Annotated in this window: 13 protein-coding genes and 1 pseudogene; 3 read left to right on the plus strand and 11 right to left on the minus strand. The window is 68.3% G+C overall.

Annotation, left to right across the window (positions count from 1 at the left end; genetic code table 11):
- Positions 1–36: 36 nt before the first annotated feature.
- Complete coding sequence (locus tag OO014_RS11790; RefSeq protein ID WP_272462516.1) at positions 37–1341, minus strand: IS256 family transposase; 1305 nt, start codon at positions 1339–1341, stop codon at positions 37–39.
- A gap of 2 nt (positions 1342–1343) precedes the next feature.
- Here OO014_RS11790 and OO014_RS19370 point away from each other — a divergent pair, with 2 nt between their 5' ends.
- Positions 1344–1595, plus strand: coding sequence for an ATP-binding protein (locus tag OO014_RS19370; protein WP_420485506.1), 252 nt, complete (start codon positions 1344–1346; stop codon positions 1593–1595).
- Between the two features lie 331 nt (positions 1596–1926).
- Here OO014_RS19370 and OO014_RS11800 read toward each other — a convergent pair whose 3' ends face one another.
- The 8 genes and pseudogenes from OO014_RS11800 to OO014_RS11840 all read right to left on the minus strand — a co-directional run bounded on the left by OO014_RS11800 (position 1927) and on the right by OO014_RS11840 (position 18855).
- Positions 1927–2382, minus strand: a complete 456-nt coding sequence (locus OO014_RS11800; RefSeq protein ID WP_272462517.1) for a GIY-YIG nuclease family protein — start codon at positions 2380–2382, stop codon at positions 1927–1929.
- 599 nt (positions 2383–2981) lie between these two features.
- The gene (locus OO014_RS11805) at positions 2982–12389 is read right to left on the minus strand and encodes a SpvB/TcaC N-terminal domain-containing protein (protein ID WP_272462518.1); all 9408 of its coding nucleotides are present in this window, start codon (positions 12387–12389) and stop codon (positions 2982–2984) included.
- A gap of 432 nt (positions 12390–12821) precedes the next feature.
- Positions 12822–13682, minus strand: coding sequence for a GntR family transcriptional regulator (locus OO014_RS11810; RefSeq protein WP_272462519.1), 861 nt, complete (start codon positions 13680–13682; stop codon positions 12822–12824).
- Between the two features lie 27 nt (positions 13683–13709).
- Positions 13710–14747, minus strand: coding sequence for a 4-hydroxythreonine-4-phosphate dehydrogenase PdxA (gene pdxA / locus OO014_RS11815; RefSeq protein ID WP_272462520.1), 1038 nt, complete (start codon positions 14745–14747; stop codon positions 13710–13712).
- Positions 14744–16024, minus strand: coding sequence for a four-carbon acid sugar kinase family protein (locus OO014_RS11820; protein ID WP_272462521.1), 1281 nt, complete (start codon positions 16022–16024; stop codon positions 14744–14746). Before OO014_RS11820 ends, pdxA begins: the two co-directional genes overlap by 4 nt.
- Positions 16021–17120 (minus strand): annotated as a pseudogene (locus OO014_RS19375) (2-keto-3-deoxygluconate permease). The gene OO014_RS11820 and the pseudogene OO014_RS19375 overlap by 4 nt, the downstream one beginning before the upstream one ends.
- A gap of 735 nt (positions 17121–17855) precedes the next feature.
- Positions 17856–18437 (minus strand): hypothetical protein, encoded by a 582-nt coding sequence (locus tag OO014_RS11835; RefSeq protein ID WP_272462523.1) that lies wholly within the window; start codon positions 18435–18437, stop codon positions 17856–17858.
- Between the two features lie 229 nt (positions 18438–18666).
- Positions 18667–18855 carry a hypothetical protein gene (locus tag OO014_RS11840; RefSeq protein WP_272462524.1) on the minus strand — a complete coding sequence of 63 codons (189 nt, stop codon included), beginning with the start codon at positions 18853–18855 and terminating at the stop codon, positions 18667–18669.
- A gap of 408 nt (positions 18856–19263) precedes the next feature.
- On the opposite strand from OO014_RS11840, the gene OO014_RS11845 reads away from it, so the two are divergent.
- Both OO014_RS11845 and OO014_RS11850 read left to right on the plus strand, forming a co-directional pair.
- Positions 19264–19485: a ribbon-helix-helix protein, CopG family gene (locus OO014_RS11845; RefSeq protein WP_272462525.1), complete on the plus strand. Its 222-nt coding sequence runs from the start codon at positions 19264–19266 to the stop codon at positions 19483–19485.
- On the plus strand, positions 19476–19886 hold the full coding sequence (locus OO014_RS11850) for a PIN domain nuclease (RefSeq protein ID WP_272462526.1): 411 nt from the start codon (positions 19476–19478) through the stop codon (positions 19884–19886). Before OO014_RS11845 ends, OO014_RS11850 begins: the two co-directional genes overlap by 10 nt.
- A gap of 111 nt (positions 19887–19997) precedes the next feature.
- Here OO014_RS11850 and cysM read toward each other — a convergent pair whose 3' ends face one another.
- Both cysM and OO014_RS11860 read right to left on the minus strand, forming a co-directional pair.
- A complete protein-coding gene (cysM, locus tag OO014_RS11855; protein ID WP_420485507.1) occupies positions 19998–20885 on the minus strand; it encodes a cysteine synthase CysM in 888 nt (295 codons plus the stop codon).
- A 240-nt stretch (positions 20886–21125) separates the two neighbouring features.
- Positions 21126–21848 carry a sulfite exporter TauE/SafE family protein gene (locus OO014_RS11860; RefSeq protein ID WP_272462528.1) on the minus strand — a complete coding sequence of 241 codons (723 nt, stop codon included), beginning with the start codon at positions 21846–21848 and terminating at the stop codon, positions 21126–21128.
- Between the last annotated feature and the right edge of the window lie 250 nt (positions 21849–22098).

Consider the following 22098-nt stretch of genomic DNA (forward strand, 5'->3'; position numbering starts at 1 on the left):
GTCCGTCCGACGAACGGTGTTTCTGGCACGTGATCTTCAGAGGTTCTCGGCGGCCGGCATGCGGTCGGCGAAGGTGACGGCGAAAGCGTTCAGCGCAGGCTTCCACCGCATGGTCCATCGTGCCTGCCCAGTGCCTTTGGGGTCCGGACCTCGGGTGACCAGGTACAGGCACTTGAGGGCAGCCTGCTCGGTCGGGAAGTGATCCCTGGCCCCGACTGCCCGGCGGTAGCGTGCGTTGAGCGACTCGATCGCATTCGTGGAGAACAGCACTCTCCGGATTTCCACGTCGTGGGCCAGGAAGGGGGTGAACTCCTCCCACGCCGCCCGCCACAGTTTCGGGATCGCGGGGTAGGGCTTTCCCCACTTCTCCTCGAGCTCCTCGAACGCCGCCCATGCGGCCTCCACGGACGGCGCGGTGTAGATCGCCCGTAGGTCCCTGGCGAGCTGATCCCAGTACCTGCGGGAGGCGTAGCGAAGCGTCGCTCGGATCAGGTGGATCACGCACGCCTGGACGATGGCCAGTGGGAACACCGCGTTGACGCTGTCGGGAAGACCTTTGAGCCCATCGCAGACGATGAAGAACACGTCGGCTACGCCCCGGTTCTTCAGGTCCGCCAGCACATTCATCCAGAACTTCGCCGACTCACCGCCGCCCTTGCCGGCCCACAGCCCGAGCACGTCCCGGCGCCCGCCCAGGTCGACGCCGATGGCCGCGTAGAACGGCTGGTTGCCGACCTGCCCGTCACGGACCTTGACGTAGATCGCGTCGACGAAGACCGCCGCATAGACCGCCTGCAACGGCCGTGAGGACCACGCGGTCATCTCCTCGACAACGGCGTCGGTGATCCGGCTGACGGTGTCCTTGCTGACCGATGCGCCGTAGATCTCGTTGAAGTGGGCGGAGATCTCTCCGGTGGTCAAACCCTTGGCGTACAACGAGATCGCGATCGCGTCGACATCGGTCAGGCGGCGCTGCCGCTTGGCCACGATCACCGGTTCGAACGTGCCGGCCCGGTCCCGCGGGACCTCGATCGTCACAGCGCCGGCGGCGTCGGTCAGGACCGTCTTGGGTCGTGTGCCGTTGCGGACGTTGCCGCCCGCAGCGACCGTGGGCTGGTGCTTCTCGTGGCCCAGGTGCTCGGTCATCTCCTCGTCCAGCGCGGCCTGCAGCACCGTGGCCGTGATCATTTTCAGCAGACCGTCAGGGCCCGTCAGCTCTTCCCCGCGGGCGCGGGCGGCCTTGACCAGCTCGCGCACCGCTGCCCGTTCAGCTTCACCCGGCTTGGCGACCTTCTTCGCATCCTTCGGCATGGAGCCCATGCTCTTGAGTGTCTCGGTCATCGGTGACCGGCCTTCCTCGCCGATTGCGTCGGCGTGTCGGGCCAGAAACACCATTCAACGGACACTCCCGACCTCCGAACCTGCCGTTCAGCGGTTGGGGCGGCGTCTTCGGCGACCAGGCCGTCGCCACCGCAATGATCGACCGCGTCGTGCACCACGCCGACGTCCTGACCCTCAAGGGCGCCAGCTACAGGCTCCGCAACCGCGGCATCGACACCCTGCCCAGCATCAGAACCCAGGGCACGGCAGACTAGAAACACAACGAACCGGTGGCCTCGTTTTCGAGCGTCGGATCGGCCTCATTTTCGAGCGTTGCCGACACGGGCACGGTGATTTCCCCGCCCATTCGGATGCGGTGGCCGTCGAGTAGGCGACACGGTGCCGAAGTGACGTGTGTGTGGGTGGAGCCATAGGTGCGACGAGTGATAAGTCTGGGCCGAGGCGCTGGATGCGAGAGAGACGATCTGCCGGCATCGTGAGGGTGAACAGCCGCAGCGGAATGGGACAGTCCTTGTCGGGTCAAGCCCCAGCGGGCGATGGACACAGACATACGTCGCCGGGAGCGACCGCTCTGTGCGAGTGGCCTTAGTTCTTGTTGTGGCCAAGCGTGCGCGCGTTGAGGACTTCCTTCCAATATGACTCCCGCTCCAGGACGTGGGCGTCGTCGGTGCGCATCGACCAGAATTCGAGCAGCGCGAACTTCATGTTGACGCGGAAGTAGTCCTCGCCCTTGTCGGGGACGAGCTCCTGGAGGCCGACGTTGTTTCCGTGGAGAGTCGTGGCGTACGTGCTCCAGCGCTGCCAGATGCCGGTGTCGCCGTACGCCGATCCCACATACCGGGCCCCGGTTGTCTGGTCGTGGATGACGTAGACGCCCTTCATGTGCTCAAGGGCGATCCGCCAGTCGGGGCGCTGTTGTCTGACGATGACCTGCAGGTCGGCGAGCGTGTGGTTGATGCGGTCGTGGCCCGGAAACGGGTCACCCACGAACGCCTCCTCGAGGATCGACGACACGGTCATCTCGGCGAGGCAGGACTCCATCGTTCGCCGTCGTTGACGCCCGGCCAGGTGCAGCCTGATGTAGAGACCCCGCACAAAGGGGCCCATCAAGTCTTCGCGCAGAACGACGTCGTGAGCAGCTGGATCCAACTTCTATAGAGGATTGCGGAAAGCATTCCGGCCCAAGCATTTCGCTTCGACTCCCCTCCCCTAGTCGAACCCCCAAAGCGGAGATTGCGCATCCGTACCGATTGCGGAGCTGCTTGGGGGCGCGAAGGGTCACATTGGGGCGAACGATGACTCTCCAGCGGAAAGCAAGCCGTTCCGCCGATTCGGCCACTCTGTGGGGGTGGAGTCGATACCTTGTCCATGCACCCCGTCGTGTCCCCCCTGTCGCGACGGGTTCGCCACGCGGGGCCCGCCCTCCCACCCCCCATCGGGCGGGCCCCGCGTCCCCTCCCGTGGCGCTCTGCCTTCCTGCACAGCCCACGCCGTATGCCGCTGGGCTCAGAACGCGCCCCACCTCGCCCCGCGCGTGGCCTCGTCTCGGACACGTGGGTCGACCACGACACGTCTCAGCCATGTGAGCGCAGCCTCGAGGTGGGGCCGATTCCCTTGGATCGACCCCACCTCGGACCGCACTACTCGTCGGTGGCGTTGTTCGTCGCCCCGGCAGGATTCGCGGGCTGCGTCTGTCCGCCGTCACCCGACTGTGGACTGCTCGACGAGGGCTGCGTCGTCTGACCGGACTGACTGCCCTGTCCGGGCGGTCCCGACTGACCACCCGACGAGGCGGGACTGGTCGACGACCCAGATCCTTGTTGGTCGCCAGGTGGCGCCCCGCCGGTCGTCGGACTGGCCCCGGTGCCCCCGCCGCCCGTAGAGCCCGACCCCTTGTCCTGCATGTCGAACTTCTTCCGGGGACCGACCCCGAAGCCGAGCTTGATCGCCTTGAGCTTGCCGTCCTCGAACTCGAACTCGAGCACGGGCCGGGAGTCGAGGCGGTTGAAGTACGTCTTCATCCGCTTGTCGTACTTGTTGAAGCTCTTGAGCCAGAAGAGGCCCTGGCGCCCCCGCGCGGTGTCCATGTTCTTGGCGAAGAATTTCGAGAGCTTCGTCAGCTGGTCGCTCTTGATCGGGTCTCCGCCGGGTGTCAGCGAGGAGATCGTGTTGATGACCTCGTTGACCGACATGGCAGTCCGACCGTCGGTGTCCACGTAGGAGGTGGGGTTGGACTGCCCGTAGGTGTAGGCGCCGATGAGCGTCGGGTTCTCGACGAGGGCCAGCGGCTCCTCGGTGAGCAGCGGCTCGACGGTGAGGAAGCGGGCCTGCTGCGGCGAGTACCAGCGCTCGCCGAAGTTGATCAGGCCGTGGTCCTCGTCGGTGTAGCCCCCGGCGAACTGGTACGGCGTGCGGAAGATCGTGCTGTCCTCCCGGATCCACACCTGCCCGGTCGGGAAGTACTCCTGGTGCTGGAAGACCTTCCCGTCTCGACGCGTCACGATGTTCGTGCTGCCCTGCAGGTCCTTGTGCAGGAAGTAGAGCCGCGTCTCGTAGGTGTCCGTGTCGACGAACTTCACTGCGAGCCGGTCGTTCCCGGCCCAGATGTTCTTCGACATGGTGCCGTTGCGGACCGTCACCCACGGGTTCAGGTAGTAGGTGACGCCCTGTTCCTTGATCTCCGTCGCGAGCTGGCCGGCGTAGTCGTAGACGTAGTCGGTCTGCTTCCTGCCGATGCCCTGGGCGTTGTGGTCGACGACCGAGACCATCTTCCCGGCCCAGTCCCAGGCCACGTCGCGGATCATGTCGGGGTTGGTGACCTTCGTCTGCTCGCCGTCCGAGTCGTACTCGTACTCCTCGGTCAGCTTGGTCACCGCGTCGTAGACGCTCGTCGCCTGGTAGGGCTTCGACGGGTCGTAGGTGTACGCGGTCCGGTCGAAGGTCGTGGCCTCCTGGAGGTCAACCGTGCACCGCTTGGTGCAGCCGGTGTCGACGGTCCAGTCGCGCTGGGCCATCGTCTTGACCTTGCTCGTCGCGTCATCGAGGGTGGCGGCCCAGGTGTAGTTGCGCGTCGTCTTCGGCGCGTAGCTCCAGGTCCCCTCGGCTGCGGCCAGCCGGTAGCGCCCGTCGTACCAGTACTTCTGGCGCGTCGGTCCGCCGAAGAGTGATGGCACGTCGGCAGGCAGGTGGTTCTCGACCTGCCTGACGTTGCCCACCAGGTCGTACGTGTAGCGCAGGTCCATCAGCTCCTGTGATCCGTCCGGTGAGACGGCGGTCCGCTGGTCGAGACGGCGGGTGTGGACGTCGCGGTACGTCGTGTCGGTGACGCCGTTGCCGGTGCGGCGCTGCGAGACCTCGCCGTAGACGTCGTAGCGCTGCAGGTCGAGGTAGCGGTAGAAGCACGTCACCGCGGCATCCGCCATGACCGAGGCCCCTACCCCGTGGCCGGTTGCCGTCGGGACCTCGAGCGTCCCGTTGATGCCGCGTTCGACGGTGTAGTCGAACGTGCCCGCAACAGCGCCCGGCACGCGGGCGGTGACCCGCAACTGCTCGCCGTCGATGGTGATCGTGAAGGGCAAGGTCGGGGCGAAGGCACTGGCCGGGTCGGCGTGCTCGTACTCGGTCACGGTGATCGTCGTCTGAAGGGCGTCGATCGCTGCGGTGAGGACCCCGAGCTCGCGGCAGTCCTTGCTGCCGGTCACCCGGGAGAGCCGGCCGCCGGCGTCGTAGCCGTTCGTGACGACCTCACCGTCGGGCAGGCTCACGGTCGCGAGGCGCCCGAGCCAGTCGTTGGCGTAGTCGGTCGTGAACGGCCCGGTGTTCGGGTGTGGACCGGTCGTCGTCGTCACGTCCTTGGCGAGTCGGCCGTTCGCGTCGTAGGCGAAGTCCTGCACGCGCGCCTTGTCCTCGACGTGGACGAGCCGGCCCGCGGCGTTGCCCACCGTCGGGTTGCCGAGGTAGCCGCCGAAGTCGAGCGTCACCGGCGGTTCGTCGGGATAGGTGATCGATGTGAGCAGCCCGAAGTCGTAGCCGAACCGGGTGCGCACGTTGTTCTCCTCGCGCAGCACGGGGCTCTGCTCGGAGGTCTTGTTGCCCGCGAGGTCGTACGTCCAGTCGACGAGCCCGCCGTCGGGCGTGGTCGTGGACGTGCGCCGACCGAGCAGGTCGTAGGTGTGCGTCGTCGTCAGGTTGCCCGGTGAGACCGCCGTCAGCAGCTGCCCCATCCGGTCGTAGGTGAACGTCGTGCGCAGCGGCACGCCGCCCGGGTCGCTCTCGTCGCCCGGGGTGCCCGGGTCGTCGGCGACGGGGGCGCTCTTGTCCTCGGTCACGAGGACGTTGTCGTACGCGTCCAGCCACGTCTTCGTGTGCCGTCCCCGCGGGTCGGTGACGTCGATCGTCGCCGTCTTGCCGGAGCCGGTCAGGACCTCGAAGCCGTACGTCGTCCGCGTCGTCGCGCCGTTGGACAGCCGTTCCTCGGTGACCCGGTCGAGGGCGTCGTACGTCGTGATCGTCGCCAGGTCGAGGCCGGGGTTCGAGGCGTCGACCGTGTAGTCCGCGAGGGTCTTCCCGGACTGAAGGAACGGCTTCCACTCGTGGATCGTGCGGCCGAGCCCGTCGACGTCGGAGCCGCCCTCGGCCGCGAAGCCCGGGCCGGTCGCGCCCGTCACCGGGTCGTAGACGACGGCGTCGCGCTTGCGGCCGGTGACGCGCCCGGACCCGTCGGCATACGTCGCGGTGTCGATCGTCGTGCCCGGGTTGAGCTGGTCGGTGTGGGTGACCGTCGCGTACGGGTAGTCGGGGTCGTCCGGGTGGTACGCGAACGTCGCGACCCCGCCGTCCGGCGAGGTGATCGTCCGGATCCGGCTGTACGCGTCGTAGGTGTACTTCGTCTCGTTGCCGTTCGCGTCCTTCCGGCTCGCGACCCGACCGGTCGGGCCGTCGAACGTGGCGTTCGTCGTGATGCCGACCGCGGCACCCGTCGGCTGGACATCGTCCTTGATGAACTTCCGGGTCGTGTCCGCGTCGTCGGTGCCCTGCGGGTCGCCCGAGCCGACGAGCTCGAAGTCGGTCACCTGGGCCACGTTCGCGTGGTTGACGTCGTCGTAGAGGTAGCGCACGGCATACCGCTTGCCGTCGGCGTCCGGGGGCAGGACGATCCGGTTGTAGCTGCCGTACGCGTCGAACCCGAGTCGGGTCTCGGCGTATGCCGCTGGGTTGCCTCCCCCAGCTGGCGTGAGCAGCTCCTTGAACAGGGTCACGGCGTTGTTGTCGCAGTAGTCCTGCCTGCCGTCCCGCGAGCGCAGGATCGTGCCGTTGGGCGCCTTGACCTGGATTGCCACGGGCTGCGCGTTCCATGTCGGGCAGGCCGTGGAGGACCAGTACGGCGCGACTCGCGTCGGGGTCGTCTTCAGCGTTGCGCCGCAGCCGAACTCGGCCACCAGGGCCGCGCTCGCGCTCGAGGTGCAGTCGGCGTAGTCGATCGTCGCGACGGTGTCGTCGGCGCTCGTGCCGGGCAGACCGGTGTCGACGACGGTCCTGGGGTTGCCGAGCCGGTCGTACGCGTATGTCATCGTCGTGGTCTGCTCGAGGACGCCAGCGGCATACCAGTCCTGCTCGACCTTGCTGACCTGCGCGGTGGCGCGGGTCGCCAGGAGCGCGTCGACGGTGCGGCCGGCGAGGTTCAGCGGGGCGTAGCCGCTGCCCGATCCGTCGAGGTCGAGATCCTTGAGGTCCCACGTCGTGCGTGTCCGCTGCATCGGCGTGCCGGTCGCGGCGCCGTCGAGGACCGTCGTCTCGTACTCGAGGCCGGCCTCGAAGACGGAGAGGTTGTGGAACCGGTGCACTGTCGTGCGCGCCGCGGCGGTCTGGGTGGGGTTGGCCAGGTCCGTGTGCTCCCAGCGCTGGAAGTGGTCCGACTCGGTCACGACGTCGTAGCCGAGGCTCGCACGCTGGACGAAGTCGTAGCGCAGCGTGCCGTAGCTGATCGTCTTGCGGTGCTCGGCGATACCGTCCGCCCCACGGCTCGAGGCGACCTTGACCTCCGTGAGGACCCATTCGCTCCCAGGGTGCAGGGTCGTGTTGCCGTCGCGCCGGTAGTCGAGTGACATCGTGCCGCCGAGCGGGGTTGTCACGGACTTGAGGAGGTTCGTGCGGCCCTGCGTGTTGAGCGAGACCTCGATCTTCCCGCTGTCCTTGACCCGCCGGACGGTGTCGGCGTAGCCGTCGCCATTGACGTCGACGAGGTCCACGTCGGTCGAGGTCAGGCTGTTCTCGTAGTGGCCGCCCGGGTTGAGGATGAGGTAGCAGGCGACCGCGCAGAGCGGGATGCCGACCGTGACGTCGACGCCGCCCCCGAGGCTCTCGGAGGTGTCCTGTCGGATCTGCTGCTGCCCCTCGGCCTCGATGGGTCCGACGATCGGGTAGTCGAGGCTCGCGTGAGTGCCGTAGACCGCGCTGCCCGTGAGCCCGGTGCCGCTGCTGAACGCGACCTTGATGCCGTCGCTCGTGTTGTAGAGCGCGTCGAGCAGCCCGTCGCCGTTGACGTCCTCCCACGCCACGTTCGGCAGGTCGACGTTGGCGTTCTTCGACACTCCGGCGGAGAAGCCCATGTTGTCGATGTTGACGCCCAGGCTCGCGCCGACGGAGCCGCTGTAGGAGTTCGTCGAGGAGAACGCTCCCGTCACCCACTCGACGGCCGGCGCGAACGAGTGGCCAAGGTTGAGGCGCACCGTGATGACGTCGTTCGTGACGGTGATCCGGTCCGGCAGACCGTCCCCGTTGATGTCGGCGATCGTCTCCTGGGTCGGCAGGCCGCCCTGCCGGGGTACGTCGTCGAGCGCGTCGGCGTTCTGCTGCGGGTTGTTGGCGGTCGGGTTGGTGAAGCTCGCACCACCGCCGAGGGACCCGCCGATGTTGCCGCCGAAGGACGAGTCGGAAGCCGACTGACCCTTGCCCGCGGAGTTGCCCTTCGTGGAGTTCGTCGTGCCCTTGGAGTTGCCGGAGATGCCGATCGGTGCACCACCGAAGCCTCCCGAGACGGCAAGCGTCGTCGAGGAGTTCACCGTCGTGACGCCACCGCCCGTGCAGGTCACTCGAGCGCTCTGCGGGCCGCACTCCTGGGTGCCGCGCGGGTTGGTGTAGTCGATGGAGCCAGGTCGGACGGTGTCGGGGAAGCCGTCACCGTTCATGTCCAGGTAGTCCACAAGGCTGCGTGCCCAGCCCGCGGCGAAGCTGCCGCTCAGCGGGCCGATGCCCGCCATGAGCATGAAGATGGGGCCGGTCTCGCCGAGCAGGTTGGGCGCGCTCACCGCACCGCTCGACCCGCTCGTCATCGGCAGGTCCTCGCCCACCCGGGCCGATCCGGCGCGGCCGCCCTGCGCCGCGAAGATCTTCGCCTTGGGCCCCTCCCAACGCTCGGTCAGGCTCGTCTGGACCACGGGACGGTACGCGAAGGCGTCCGGGACCTCCTCGGTCGCCTTGTCGAGGTCGAGCGGCGGCGGGCTGGAGGAAGAGCCGGTCGGGTAGTCGCCGAAACCGGTGTCGTTGACCGACGAGTCGTCCGGGCAGGCGCCACCGTAGAGCGCCTGACAGGCCTCGTCCTTGTCCTCGTAGGGATCGCCCGAGGCGGCCGAGGAGAGGAAGGCCGCCTCGTCGATCTTCGTCGTCGACTTGGCCCCGAGAGCTGTGTAGCCGGCCGCGGCCCAGCCGCGGTATGCGACGGGGAAGAAGCCTTGGGCGCCGGCCCAGTTCAGCGTCTCCGGCGGGTCGGCCGACTTGTCGAGGGCCCCCTCCTTCCACTCCAGCACGAGGTTGACACCGCTGAGGTTCGCCGAGATGCCCGGGTTGCGGACGGTCACGTCGAACCAGTAGCCCGTGCCGTTGGTCAGGCTGAGGTCGGCGAGGTCCTCGTCCAGAGTCCCGGTTCCGGCGCCGACCGGGACGACCTGCTTGTAGACCACTCCCGCCGCTGTCTTCGCCGTGACGACCAGGTCGCCGCCCGGGTTGTCCGCTCCGAGGGACCCCTTGAGCACCGGTGTCACTGTCCGGCCCAAGGTCGAGGACCAGGCGCTCGCCGGCCCGCTGAGGTCGGTGTGTGGGTAGGTGTCGAGGTCCATGTGCGGCGAGATCCGCGTCTTCGTCTCGTCACACTCTCCGCCCGTCTTGAAGCACAGCTCCGCCGGCTCGAGCCAGTCGATGGCGGTCAGGGCGACGGGCGAGTCGACGGCGAGGCGGGTCTGGACGGCGTCGAAGCCCGTCATCACGCCGTTGCCGTCCACCACGGGAGCGTTGATGGAGGGGGACGCGGTGATCCGGAAGCGACCGGTCTCGGCCTTGCCGATCGTGATCGCGCGCAGCTGTGCGTCGGCCTCGGTCGCGTAGCAGCCGAAGGACGTCGTCGCGTCCGCGACGCACCACTCCCCCGACTGCTGCGTGACCGTCTTGACGCGCGGCGCGTCGACGGCCCCACCGGCGGTGACCGGCGTGACCGTCACCGCGGCCTGGGAGGACGTGCCGTCGGCCCGGCGGACGATCACCTGCGGCAGGAAGTCATCACTCGTGACCGCCGTCTTGTGCAGGGCGGTGCGGAAGCTCGCCGTCCCGCCGTTGCCCACAGCGGTGAACAGGCCGGGTCGGCCGGCAAGGGTGAAGTCGTCCTCGAGCGAGTAGCGCCGCTGGTCGAGGCCGTTGGCATCGAGAGCCGGCCCACCGGCATACGCGATGTCGGCCTCCCAGGTCACCGTGTCGCCGTTGCCGAGCGGCCGCGACCCGGTGCGGAAGTAGATCGCCTGCCCCTTGGTGACCGCGATGCTGAGGTTCGCCGGTTGCCATGTCGGGGAGGTTTCGGACACGGAGCCGGTGGCCTTCTCGGTGTCGGCGTACTGAATGGCCAGACGCACCGAGCCGGCGGCGGTGTCCTCGTCCGGGGGCGCCTGCAGGGTCGCCTTGGCGGTCACCTGGACAGTGCCGGTGAAGGGCGCCGTCCACCGCTGCACGGTGTCGACCGGCGGGATGGCCTCGCGCAGCCGGTCCACCATCTGCTGGAAGCTCGGGTCCGTCACCGAGATCGTCGACGACGTGAGCGGCACCCGGGTGTTCGCGTCCGATGCGGAGAAGGTGGGCAGGCACTGGTCGACCGGGTCGACCCCGGGCGTGGGCGGGCCGCAGACGAGGTGGTTGAAGAGCACCTCACTGCCGCGCACGAGGTCGGGCAGGCCGTCGCCGTTGGCGTCGGTGAAGTAGCTGTCGACCCAGCTCCACTGCCCGCCGACGTTGAAGACGCCGTAGACGCCGAAGTACGCCTCGATGCCGCCCTGGATCCCGATGGACCGTTGGACGGGAAGGCGGCTGAAGCCCTTCAGCTCATGCATCGGCCCGAAGGTCACCCCGGTCGTGGGGGCAGTCGTCGGCTTGGTCGTGTTGAGCTGGTACCGGATCATCGACTCGCCGTCGGAGGGCTCCGTCACGAGGTCGGTCGTCTTGCGGTAGACCTTGTCGGGCAGGCTGTCGCCGTTGAGGTCCATGAACTCGATGAGCGACTCGTTCGTGGCACCGTTCATCGCGAACGACCCACCGGCCGAGCCCGTCTTGCTCGGGCTGGCCGGGTTGAAGCCGACGTAGATCCGGCCGTCGCCAGCGTTCGTTGCCGACGTGCCGAGGGCACTCAGCTTGGAGGGGACCAGGGCGGGCCCGGCCGGCTGGTCGCCGGTCTGCCATGTTGTCGGGGTATCGAAGCCGCTGCCGGCCGCCGCGATGTCGTCGTGGTAGGCGAAGGTGTGCTTCTGGCCATCCGTTGGACACGTCGCCAGGCCGTTGCAGCCGATCTGGGTCACGCTCTTGAGGCGGCGCTTGCCGAAGTGCGGGTCGGAGTCGTAGTCAAGGGCGTAGCGCGTCACGACCTTCGAGCTCGGCCGGTGGACGACGTCGATGCGGTCAAGCAGGTCCTGGTCGAGGTCGAGCACGCCGCCGCGGCCGTCGAGGCGCGCGTCGGTGCGACCGCCGGGTTTGCGCACGAAGCGCACCTCGTAGGTCGCGTCCTCGGGTTGACCGCTCGCGGTGGCGCCGGCGGTGTAGAGGATCTTGCTGAGGAAGACGTGCTTCGGGCAGGCCTGTCCGCTCGGACAGTTCATGCCGGGCGCGACGGGCACCCAGCCCGTGGCCGCACTCGTGCTACGCCGGTAAAGGACGGTCTCGTACTCGTAGCGCACCAGGTTGACACCGATGTCCCGCTGCGCGGTGAGCATCCAGCGCACCCCGTTGCCCTGGGCGTCGGCGAGGATACCGGACGGCATACGCGACTTGTCGTCGAGGCCAGCCTGCACACCCGGACGCCCGAAGGGCCCGCCGCTGTCCGGCGCGCCGCCGTAGAAGCGCACACCGCCCTTCTTGTCCCGGACCTCCCACCAGTAGTCGCTCGGCTTCGTGCCGTGGCGGATGATCTGCTCGAACTCCGTCTCGACGCGGCGGGTGAAGTCCTGCCGCTCAGCCACGCGCGGCTCGAGGACGGCCCTGACCGCGTTGGGCACGAGCGGGTCCCCGTCGAGCGTGTACGACTCGCTCTCGACGTTGCCGCAGGGAGGCGACTTGGCGGTCCCGTCGCAGAAGCGTGGGGAGCCGAAGGACGTGTCGACGGCGACCTCTCCGACCGAGATGTCCCAGCCGAGTCCGGCCCAGGACGAGCCACCACCCGAGTCGTAGGTCAGAGCCAGCTCAGGTGTGTCGCCCCGCCCCTGTGGAAGCGCGATGGGATAGGACAACTGGGCCGACCCGCCGGCATTGGCCTCAGGTGGCTGGATCTGCGAGAGCCCCTCCGTGACGTCTGCATAGAGCAGATCGGCCGTCGCACCTTCACCGAGCTCTTGGGGCGATGTGGGCGCCGTGCCGGGCAACGTCGCCTCCACCAAGCCTCCAAAAGGTGTGGCACCCAACGCAGCCGGAGCCCCCGTCGTCAAGGCGAGCAGCAGGGCCAAAGCAACAGCGGGGAACCGGCGCAGGCGGCTGCGCCGCGTCGAGCCGTTCGAAGGTGTGGAGGCATGGCGGTACGACGGCATGGCGAAGCTCCTCGACTCAGGTGGACCCCTGACCGGAGGAAGACGACCCCACGACCCCGAGCGTGACCCTGATCACACTAGGGCGGGCACGTGCCTCGCGTATTGGAAACGCGTCGAATTGGCTTATGCCAGTGGACTACACGCTTGACCAGTTGAGACAGAGTGGGAGCAAATGGACATACCCGCGCCTCTGGCATTGCCGGCGCACCGCGGCCGCCGGGGCGACATCTCGTCCCCACGCAACCCGCCGTGCCTCCCCTGTCGCGACGGGTTCGCCACGCTCCGAAGACGAGGCAGCCGTATGCCGCGGGGCCACTCCGCGCCGCGATGTCATCCCACGTGGCGAGGCCAACGACCCCTCGTAGCCTCGAACGACCCGTACTGAGACCCCGGCGTCGCTGAGCTCGTCGGGCCCCCTGCAAGACCCGCTACTCAGACATTGCGGCGCAGGGCCTGCAACGCGTCTTGAACGGCGGCCAACCCGGTCTCAATCGAGGAGACGGCGCCCTCGAGTGCGTCGATGCCCCCCATGACACCGTCGGGCCGGACGCCGGCGCGCTCTCCCAGCCATGGCACGGTTGGCAGCGCGGAAGGTGGGTTGTCCACGTCGAAGGCGACCAGGTCTCCGCGGTGCCAAGTTTGGAACGACTCGAGGATCGACCCCTCACGATCTACGCTTTCGCCTTCGAGCAGCAGCAGCGGGGTGCCCTCCTGGGTCTCGAGGAGCGCACCCAGCTGTGCCGTCGCTCCCACTGCTCGCACCTGTCGTCGACCCCCAGCAACGGCTCTGCCCAGGATGCTGGCGAATCGCTCGTGCAGAGATGCATCTACGAGGCTGTCACGGGTGATGAGCTTCGCGAAGTCTCGCGGCAGCCACGTTCGAATTACGGCGAACGGTTCTCCATTCGAACTTCGTCGTCGCACGAGACGCAATGCCTCTGTCCCACCGAAGAACGGCACGGAGTCGGGAGCCATCGCCAGGTCGTACTCGAGCACCTCCGTCGAGACTTGTGTGTTCTCCTCACCGAGGTGGAGGGAGAGCCCCGTGCGCGCCAGGTCCCTGTGCAGCTCCGGATGCGAGGCAACGACGGAGCCCCGGCCCTGCGCCTTGCGAACGAGCCCGGAGGCCTCGAGTGCCGCCAGAGCCTGACGGACTGTCGATCGCGAGACGGAGTACTCGGTGCACAGGTCTGCCTCGCTGGGAAGCAGGTCACCCGCCTGGAGTTCCCGGCCCTCGATGCGGTGACGCAGATCCCCGGCGATCTTCTCGTGCAGCGGCATCCTTCGAGCCATGGCGCTCCTCGTCAGCAGGTCCGGTGGTCAGCGTGCCAGAGTGCCCGCGCTAGCCGCGCCCCACACCTCGCCCCACCCTAGAGCCAAGGCTGCGGCTCGCTCCGTCGCCAGCACGAGACTCGCCTCACGGGCCACGCCCTGCCCCGCGATGTCGAATGCGGTCCCGTGGTCGACGGAGACCCGCACGACAGGAAGGCCGACCGTGATGTTGACGCCATCGTCCCCGTAGACAGCCTTGAAGGGAGCGTGACCCTGGTCGTGGTAGCAGACGATGACCATGTTCCACCTGCCCTTGACGGCCTGCGGGATGAGGGCGTCCGCCGGCAGCGGGCCGTGGGCGTTGATGCCGCGCTCCTTGGCCGCCTCGACTGCGGGCGCCAGCACATCGGCATCCTCGTCGCCGAAGAGCCGGTTCTCGCCGGCGTGCGGGTTGAGGCCGGTGACGGCGATGGCCTCGTCGGGGCGACCGAGCGCGCGGGTGAACGCGTGGACGAGGTTGAGGACGTTGGTGGTCCGCTCAGGGGTGACATCGCTGATGGCCTGACGGAGCGAGACGTGGGTCGTGAGGTGGAAGAAGTAGAGATCCCCGGCAGACAGGACGAGTGAGAAGTTGTCAACGCCGAACTGTTCGGCCAGCAGCTCAGTGTGACCCGGGTAGGGGTGCCCACCCAGGTGCATCGCCTCCTTGTTGAGCGGGGCCGTCACGATGCCATCGATGGCGCCGTCCTGGGCTAGTTGGCAGGCCCGGACGACGAAACGGTAGGCGCCGTCGCCCGCGTCGGGATGGACGGACCCAAAGGGAACGTGCCCGAGCGACGGGCCGTCTTGTACGACCTCGATCAGATCCGGGTTGTTGGTCGCGGCGCGGGGATCGTCGATGATGCGGACGACGGACGGGTCCTTGCCAATGACCTCGACCCCCCGCCGCACGGCATCGGCGTCGCCAATGACGACGGGGACGCACGCCTCCCGAAGGGCTGGATGGTCGAGCAGCGTCCGCGCGGTTATCTCGGGCCCGATGCCGGCGACGTCGCCGAGCGTCACGCCGAGGACGGGGATGGTCATTGGTCTGCTCCTACAAGGGTCGGGTTCAGCTTGGAAACGATGCGCGTGAGGGTCGTGTTGTCCCCGAATCCTCCGGCCTTGGTCGCGATGCGGAGCCCCGCGTGACGTCCACCGACCACGGTGCCGACCGGCACGCCCTCGACGAGGGCGCCGGTTACGCGCAATGCCTCAGCACCAAGCCGGCTGAGGACCGCAGCGGCACCGTCACCGCCTACGAGCACGAGGGCCAGGTCGTTCGGACGTGCGTCGGCAAGTCGGCTCACGACGTCGGCGAGCGCCTTCGCGACGCGTGGCCCGTCGGAGCCGGAGCCGCCGCGGTCTCGGTTGAGGGGTGGTGCCTGGAGGAGGTGAATCGGTCGGCCGTCGTGCGCGAGCACGTCCTCGGCCCACCGGCGAGTCCCCTCTTCGCTGGCGACGTCCTCCCACGCTGCAACGCTCGAGCCGATGGCGGACGCCGGGAGGTCGGTGAGCGTCGCGCGCACTTGGTCGAGGGCCGCCTGGTGCTGAGAGCTGACGACGACGGCCGTATGCCGTGCTGCTGGCTCCGGCGTGTCCTCGTCCGTTGCGGTGCGGCTGGGAAGACTCGCCCCCCAGCGGGCTGCAAGGGCCATGGCGAGCCCGGCCGAGCCGGCGGGGACGACGCGCTCGCCGAGGTGACCGATCGCCTGGGCGAGGCAGTCGAGGTCAGCCTCCGACTCGGCGTCAACCACGACGCACGTCGCGTGGAGCGCAGCTCGATTGATCGCCACGGCGAGGTCTGCCGGGTCAGGCATCAGCGGGACTCGGACGCCGTCCGGGACGAGCTCGCTCAAGGTGGAGGTGTTGATGGGGGTGATCGGGTCGCGCCCGGCAGGTCCTCGGTGCGCCGGCTCCCCGTCGACGAGGATCTCGCCGTTCCGCACGGTACGACCCATGGCGGGGTAGGCGGGGCACAGCACGGCGAACGACTCCGGCTCATAGGTGCGCTTCCCCCGAACGGCGCCGGCGAGCTGGCCGGCGACGCTCCCGCGCATCGTCGAGTCGATCTTGAGGTAGACGTGTCGACCAGCGCCGCGTTCGACGACTGCGAGCTCCGTGCGTGCTGCGGCGGCCTCCGCGCTCTCGGCGCGGGTCCCGAGGCTGCGCGCCACCACGACCTGCTCCTCGTCGAGGACGCCCATCCCCGCCTGGGTCAGCGCGAGGTAGGCACGCCAGCCGCTTCGCGCGAACTGCACTGCGGTGTCGTTGGCGCCGGTGATGTCGTCAGCGAGGACGAGGACCTGCCGGGTGCGACTCACAGCTTGGGCTCCGTGAGGGGCTCGGGCTCGGACACTCCCAAGTCGCGCTCGTCCAGCGCCTCAATCTCCTCCTCGCTCAGCAGGCCGCCCTCTCGCTTCAGGACGAAGGAGGCAAGGAGCGGGGCGATGATGGCGGTGATCAGCACGGCTGCGGCCACCTGCGCCGTCGCGGCCTCGACGTAGGGCTGCATCTTGGGGTCGGCTGCTCCGATGATCGCGGGCGTCGCGATGGCATTACCCGCGGTCGTCCCTGCGGCGAAGCCGATTCCGGAGCGGTAGCCGCGGCGCAGGATGAACTTGTAGCCGAGGTAGACGAACAGGCCGGTGATCGGCGCGATGACGAGGCCGACGAGGAGGCCCTGCGCACCGCCCTTGACGATGTTGCCAAGGTTGATGCCCGTGCCCAACGCGAGCGCGAAGAACGGGATGACGATCGCCGGGTGGGGCGCAGCACCTCGCGCCAGTGCGGGTTGAGGTTGCCGACCAGCATGCCGAGGAGGAAGGGGATGATCGCGGCGAGCATGAGCGAGAACGGAATGTCAGCCAGGCCCGAGGCGCCGAGGAACAGCATCGAGAAGAACGGGCCGTCATTGAGGGCCGACGCGAAGTAGGCGCCGCGGTCGCGCTTGTCGCCGTAGCGGCCGGTGAAGGCGAGCCACAGGCCACCGTTGGAGTTGTCGACCGCCACGAGCAGGGCGAGGATCGAGATCCCGGCGATGCCGTCCAGGCCGACGAGGCGGCCGATGAGGATGACGATCGTCGCGGGGATGATGGACTTCGCCACCAGCACGACGGCGCCCGTGGCCAGGACCGGGCCGCTTGTCTTGACGGATACCTGCGTGCCGGTCGCGAAGATGAGCAGCGCGATGAGCGGCAGGGCGCCGGTCTTGAACAGCGCCGTGGTGAAGGAGCCGAGCTCGAGGAAACCAGGGGCGAAGGTGCCGATGATGGATCCGATGATCAGCGGGATCAGCATGAGCCCGCCGGGGATCTTGTTCATCCACTGGTAGAGCGGCAGGCGCTCGCGTTCCAATGGTTGCTCGGTGACCTTCGTGGTCTCCTTGGTGGCTGAAGACATCAGTGTCGTCCTTCTCATCGTCGAGACATGCCGTACAGGTTGTACGTACGACTTGTATGGTGACTTACCTGACACCCCCAGTCAAGACCTCCCATGAGGTCGCGCTTCAGTGAGGGGTCCGTAAGAACCAAGCATTGATCCACCACCTGGCAGGTGCCCCACCGCGGGTTCCATGCGCTCGGTGGCGTGCAGGTCACCGGGCGGGAACAGATCGCTCGCGCGGGTCGGTCGCCCTTGGTGCTACTGGAGTGGTCGGCCACTCGGGCCGGCCCCAGCGCGAGGCGGCCCCACTGACACCCGACCCCGTCCTACTGTCTGACCGGTCGGAGCGCCCATGTCCGGAAACTGGCGAAACCAGCGATTCGGCTCTCCGCCGCAGAGGGCACCCGGGCACTCAACCGAGCCCAGCAGCATACGACCAACTCCGTATGCCGCTGGGCTCGCTGCTCAGCGTCCGTGGCCGGAGCGCTCCTACCGGACTCCCATCAGCGCCACGATGTCGCCACCCGTCCTCGGCATCGATCCTGCGAAAGCGGCCGAGCCGACTGTCCATATCCGCGGTCGTTGCGGCCACGAAGCGCTCGCCCAGGGCGTCGAACTCACTGTGTCGAGCGGAATGAACATGTTGGGTCAGATTCGGCCATCGGGCGTCAGCGCGCGCGGCAGGACCGGGCGCGCGTAGCCGCCCTCAACACGGCATGGGTGGCTGCCGGCAATCCTGTCGCGGACGGTGCCGGTCCTTGGGGCGGTTCGCTACAGAACCCGACCGCGACGACGCTGGGAGGCGGTCCTTGTGGCGATGACGATGCCCGAGCCGACACCCATTATCAGGATCGCCCATGCAACCGGGTCGGGCGGCAGCCACATCCAGAGCGGGAAGGGGGCACCAACCGCGAAGCGACTCTCATTTGCGGTGCCAGTGGGCACCGCGATCCGGTAGTCCCCGGCCAACGTCGCATCGAACTTGCCGATGGCCGCCCCGCCGGTGCCGCCGTGCTCATAATGGGGACCCGAGGGAACGGCCTCGACAGCTACGCCTTGACCCGCCGGGTCAGTCACCCGGACCGACCGGGGAAGGAAGTGCTCCCCTTCGGCGTACACGTAGTAGGTAGCCGGAGCATCAACGTGCAGCGTGAGTTCACCGGGCACACTCGCTCGCTGGAAGCCGTCAGAGTGATCTGCCAGCGCGCCATAAAGGACGAGTGCCAACGCAACAGCGGCGAGGATTCCGCCGACTGCCAGGAGTGCCGCCAGTAGATACCGTCGCCGTGACGGTATCCGGCGACGAAGCTCAGGTGCTGGGTCACTGTTGATGGGGACATCAGTCTGGGACATAACCAATCACCTCAATGTTGATGATTGTGGGGCCCGGAAAAGGCGTCTAGGGCAGAAGGTCCTGCGCCGCCGCGGACTCGCGAGCCTGGCCGCCTTTCATGTGCCGGTGACCTCCGAGCCGGATGCCACGCGTGGAACCGCATGGGAAGAGTTCGCGCGGTCACCGAGTTGGTCGACGAGGATGACTCGGTTGGGCAGGACCTCCGAAGAGCAGTTGCGGACGCTGCAACTAGCGTTCTGCCACGGGACCGAGTGCTGCGCCCGGGTTGCCAGGCCACCACTTGGGTGCGATACGCGCATACGCCCGGTCGGTGACCGCCACCACGTCCGTCGGCTGGTTGCGCTCGTCATACTCGCCACGCTGGATGCCGCAGAACGGGCAGAGGTAGTCCGCGGGGGCATGGGAGATCGAGAGCACGCGGCCGAGTGTCGCAGACCACCACCCGGGTTGCGCGTCGGGACGAAGGACGGTGTCCGCTCGACCGGGGGAGCTCGGAGATCGTCGGCCCTCGTGGCGGCCTCGGCACGTCCTTCAGCCACGGGCGATCCAAGGCAACGCGAGCGACCTTCATGGGCGTCGATCCTCGTGCGCGGCTGTCGTGGAAGCACACGCAAGGCCCTTGCGCCGGAGAGCGCCCGTCCCCGCAGCGCCGAGACCGGCCCTCACACCGTGGACCACCGCCATGACAGTCGGGGGTGGCTGTTTCCGGCTATCCGTCCATTCGCCCACATAGGGCTAGCGTCGCTGCGCCATGTAGAGAGACCGCGCGGCGGCGAACGGAATGGATAGCGGTTGATATCATCAGGTATCTAGGAGGTGGTGCGCGTGGCTGACGTACTGATTCGCGATGTTCCAGATGCGGTGCTAGCTGGCGTGGATGCCCACGCGGCCCGACTCGGCCTCTCCCGGGCGGAGTACATTCGTCGACGTCTGGCCGCCGACGCCGCCACCGCGAACGCCCCTGTCTCCGTCGAAGATCTCCGCTCCTTCGCGGACAGGTTCGCCGACCTCACCGACGACCTGACGATGGACAACGCGTGGCGGTGACGGACTGGCTGATCGACAAGTCCGCCCTGGTCCGATTGGGTGCCAGTCCCGACGCCCAGGAGTGGGCCGGCCGGATCGAACGAGGCCTCGTCCGGATCACCACCATGACCCGACTGGAGGTCGGCTACTCGGCCCGGACCGCCGCCGACGCGCGGTCGGTGTTCGCCACCCCGCCGATCTCGATGATGCCAGTCGAATACCTGACGCCCGCGATCGAGGACCGGGCACTCGAGGTCCAGCTGCTGCTGGCTGACCGAGGCCGTCACCGCGCCCCGTCCATCCCGGACCTGCTCATCGCGGCCACCGCTGAGCTCGCGGGTCTGACGGTGCTCCACCTGGACAAGGACTTCGAGCTCATCGCCGACCTGACTGGCCAGCACACCGAGCGCCTCCGCCCTTGAGGCCCTGCCACGACCCGCGCCTATCCGGCGCTTGTTTGGCGATCGTGCGGTGGCGCGGTGGAGGGGGCCGTCCCACCCGCGACGGATGTCTCCGGGCGTCAGCGGAAACTCTCAGGCGGGGAACACGCCGCTGGAGAGGTACCGGTCGCCGCGGTCACAGACCACGAAGACGATCGTCGCCCCCTCGACCTCCTCGGCCACCTGCAGCGCGGTCCAGCAAGCGCCGGCCGCAGAGACCCCTCCAAAGATGCCTTCTTGGCGGGCCAGCTGGCGGGCCGTCTCCTCCGCGTCGGCCTGGGTGACCTCCACGGTCCGGTCCACCGCCGAGGGGTCGAAGATCCTCGGCACGTACTCCGGGGGCCAGGCACGGATTCCGGGGATCTTCGAGCCCTCCGCGGGCTGTGCCCCGACGATCTGGACGCTGGGGTTGCGCGACTTCAGGAACCGCGAGACCCCGGTGATCGTGCCAGTGGTGCCCATCGCGGACACGAAGTGTGTGATCCGTCCGTCGGTCTGGCGCCACAGCTCCGGGCCTGTCCCGTCCTCGTGGGCACGGGGGTTGTCCGGGTTGCCGAACTGGTCCAGGACCCGGCCCCGGCCCTCCTGCTCCATCCGCGCGACGACGTCGCGGGCCTCTTCCATGCCGCCACGCGCCGGGGTGAGGACCAGGTCGGCTCCGTACGCCTTCATCGTCTGGATCCGCTCGGTGGAGGCGTCCTCGGGCATCACGATGATCAGCGGGTAGCCGCTGATCGCCGCCGCCATCGCCAGGCCGATCCCGGTGTTGCCGGACGTCGCTTCCAGCAGGGTGTCGCCGGGGGAGATCTCCCCGCGCTCCTCGGCGCCGCGGATCATGCTGATCGCCGGCCGGTCCTTCACCGAACCGGCCGGGTTGTTCCCCTCGAGCTTGGCGAGCAGCACGTTGCCGCGGCGTTCGTTCTCCAGCCCCGGAAGGCGCTGCAGACGCACCAGCGGCGTGCCGCCGATGACGTCCTCCATCGTGGGGTACACCGGCGGGTTGCTCACCCGCCGCAGTCTATGACGGCGGTCACCGAAGAACCGCAGCCGACTGCTCGACCGGGAGCCACGCCATCCGGCTCGTCGAGTACGAATAAGCGGGCGAGGGTCGTCTGCTCGTGATCGGTCCCGGCCAGCACGGCCGGAAGCCGGCGACTCCTGGACCGTCGTCGGCGCCGCCCTCGACATCACGCGCCAAGCTGCACAGCAGAGACTCGGCGGCTACAGAGTCACGCGAACCAAGAGGAAGACACCAGCAGCGATGCACGCCACCGCAACGATTCTCCGGAGTCCGTCGGCGTGGATCCTCGTCGCCACGGCCGCGCCCACCACGACGCCCAGTGCAGCAAGTCCTCCGAGGGCCGTCCCGAGACCCACGTCGACCAGGCCGGTCTGGAGGTAGCCGACCGACCCCGACGCCACCACCGGCAGCTGCACCGCCTGGCTCACTGCGACAGCTTTCAATGGCGCGACACCCACCGCCAGCAGGATCGGTACGAGCAGGACCGGCCCTCCCGTTCCGGTCAGGGCAGACCCGAACCCGACGAGAGCGCCAATGACGACAAGGGCTGTGGTGCCCAGCTCGGCCCGGCCGTCTCGTACTGCACGCGGTCGCAGCTGGTGCACGCCCACGAAGAGCGTCAGCGCAGCCAGCCCCAGCAGGACGACGGGCCCCGGCAGGATGGCGTTGACGAGCGCACCGGCGAACGCCGCTGGCACGACTCCCATCGCCAGCCGCGCGAGCATGTCCCATGGCACAACACCGCGCCAGGCATAGGCGATCGTGCCGACGACACCAGTGAAGACGAACGCCCACGTGCTGGTGGCGGTCGCCTCGCTGGCCGTCATGTCGCCCAGGGCGACGAGCCCCGGCGGAAGCAGCACGCCACCAACCCCGACCATGCCGACGAGGACGCCGACGACGACCGCGAGCACGCTAAGCACAGGCCCCACTTCACTTGTTTGTCTCACTCATGTCCAGCAGGCTCGCGCCGGGCCATCTCTTCCAGGATCTTGCCAAAACCCTACGGACCATGCCGTATGCCGCTGAGCTCGCTTCACCGCGAGAGCGCGTCCCGCGGTGGCTGAGCATGCATCCCGCTCGCGGCTGCGATCTTCAGATGCGGCAGCTCCTGGTGATCATCAGGCCTGCCTCGGCGTGGTGGATGCCGTGCCAGTGGCCCGTCCGCTTCGA

Origin of the sequence: Intrasporangium calvum (assembly GCF_028446585.1) — a bacterium.
In the GTDB taxonomy this organism is placed as follows: Bacteria; Actinomycetota; Actinomycetes; order Actinomycetales; family Dermatophilaceae; genus Intrasporangium; species Intrasporangium calvum_A.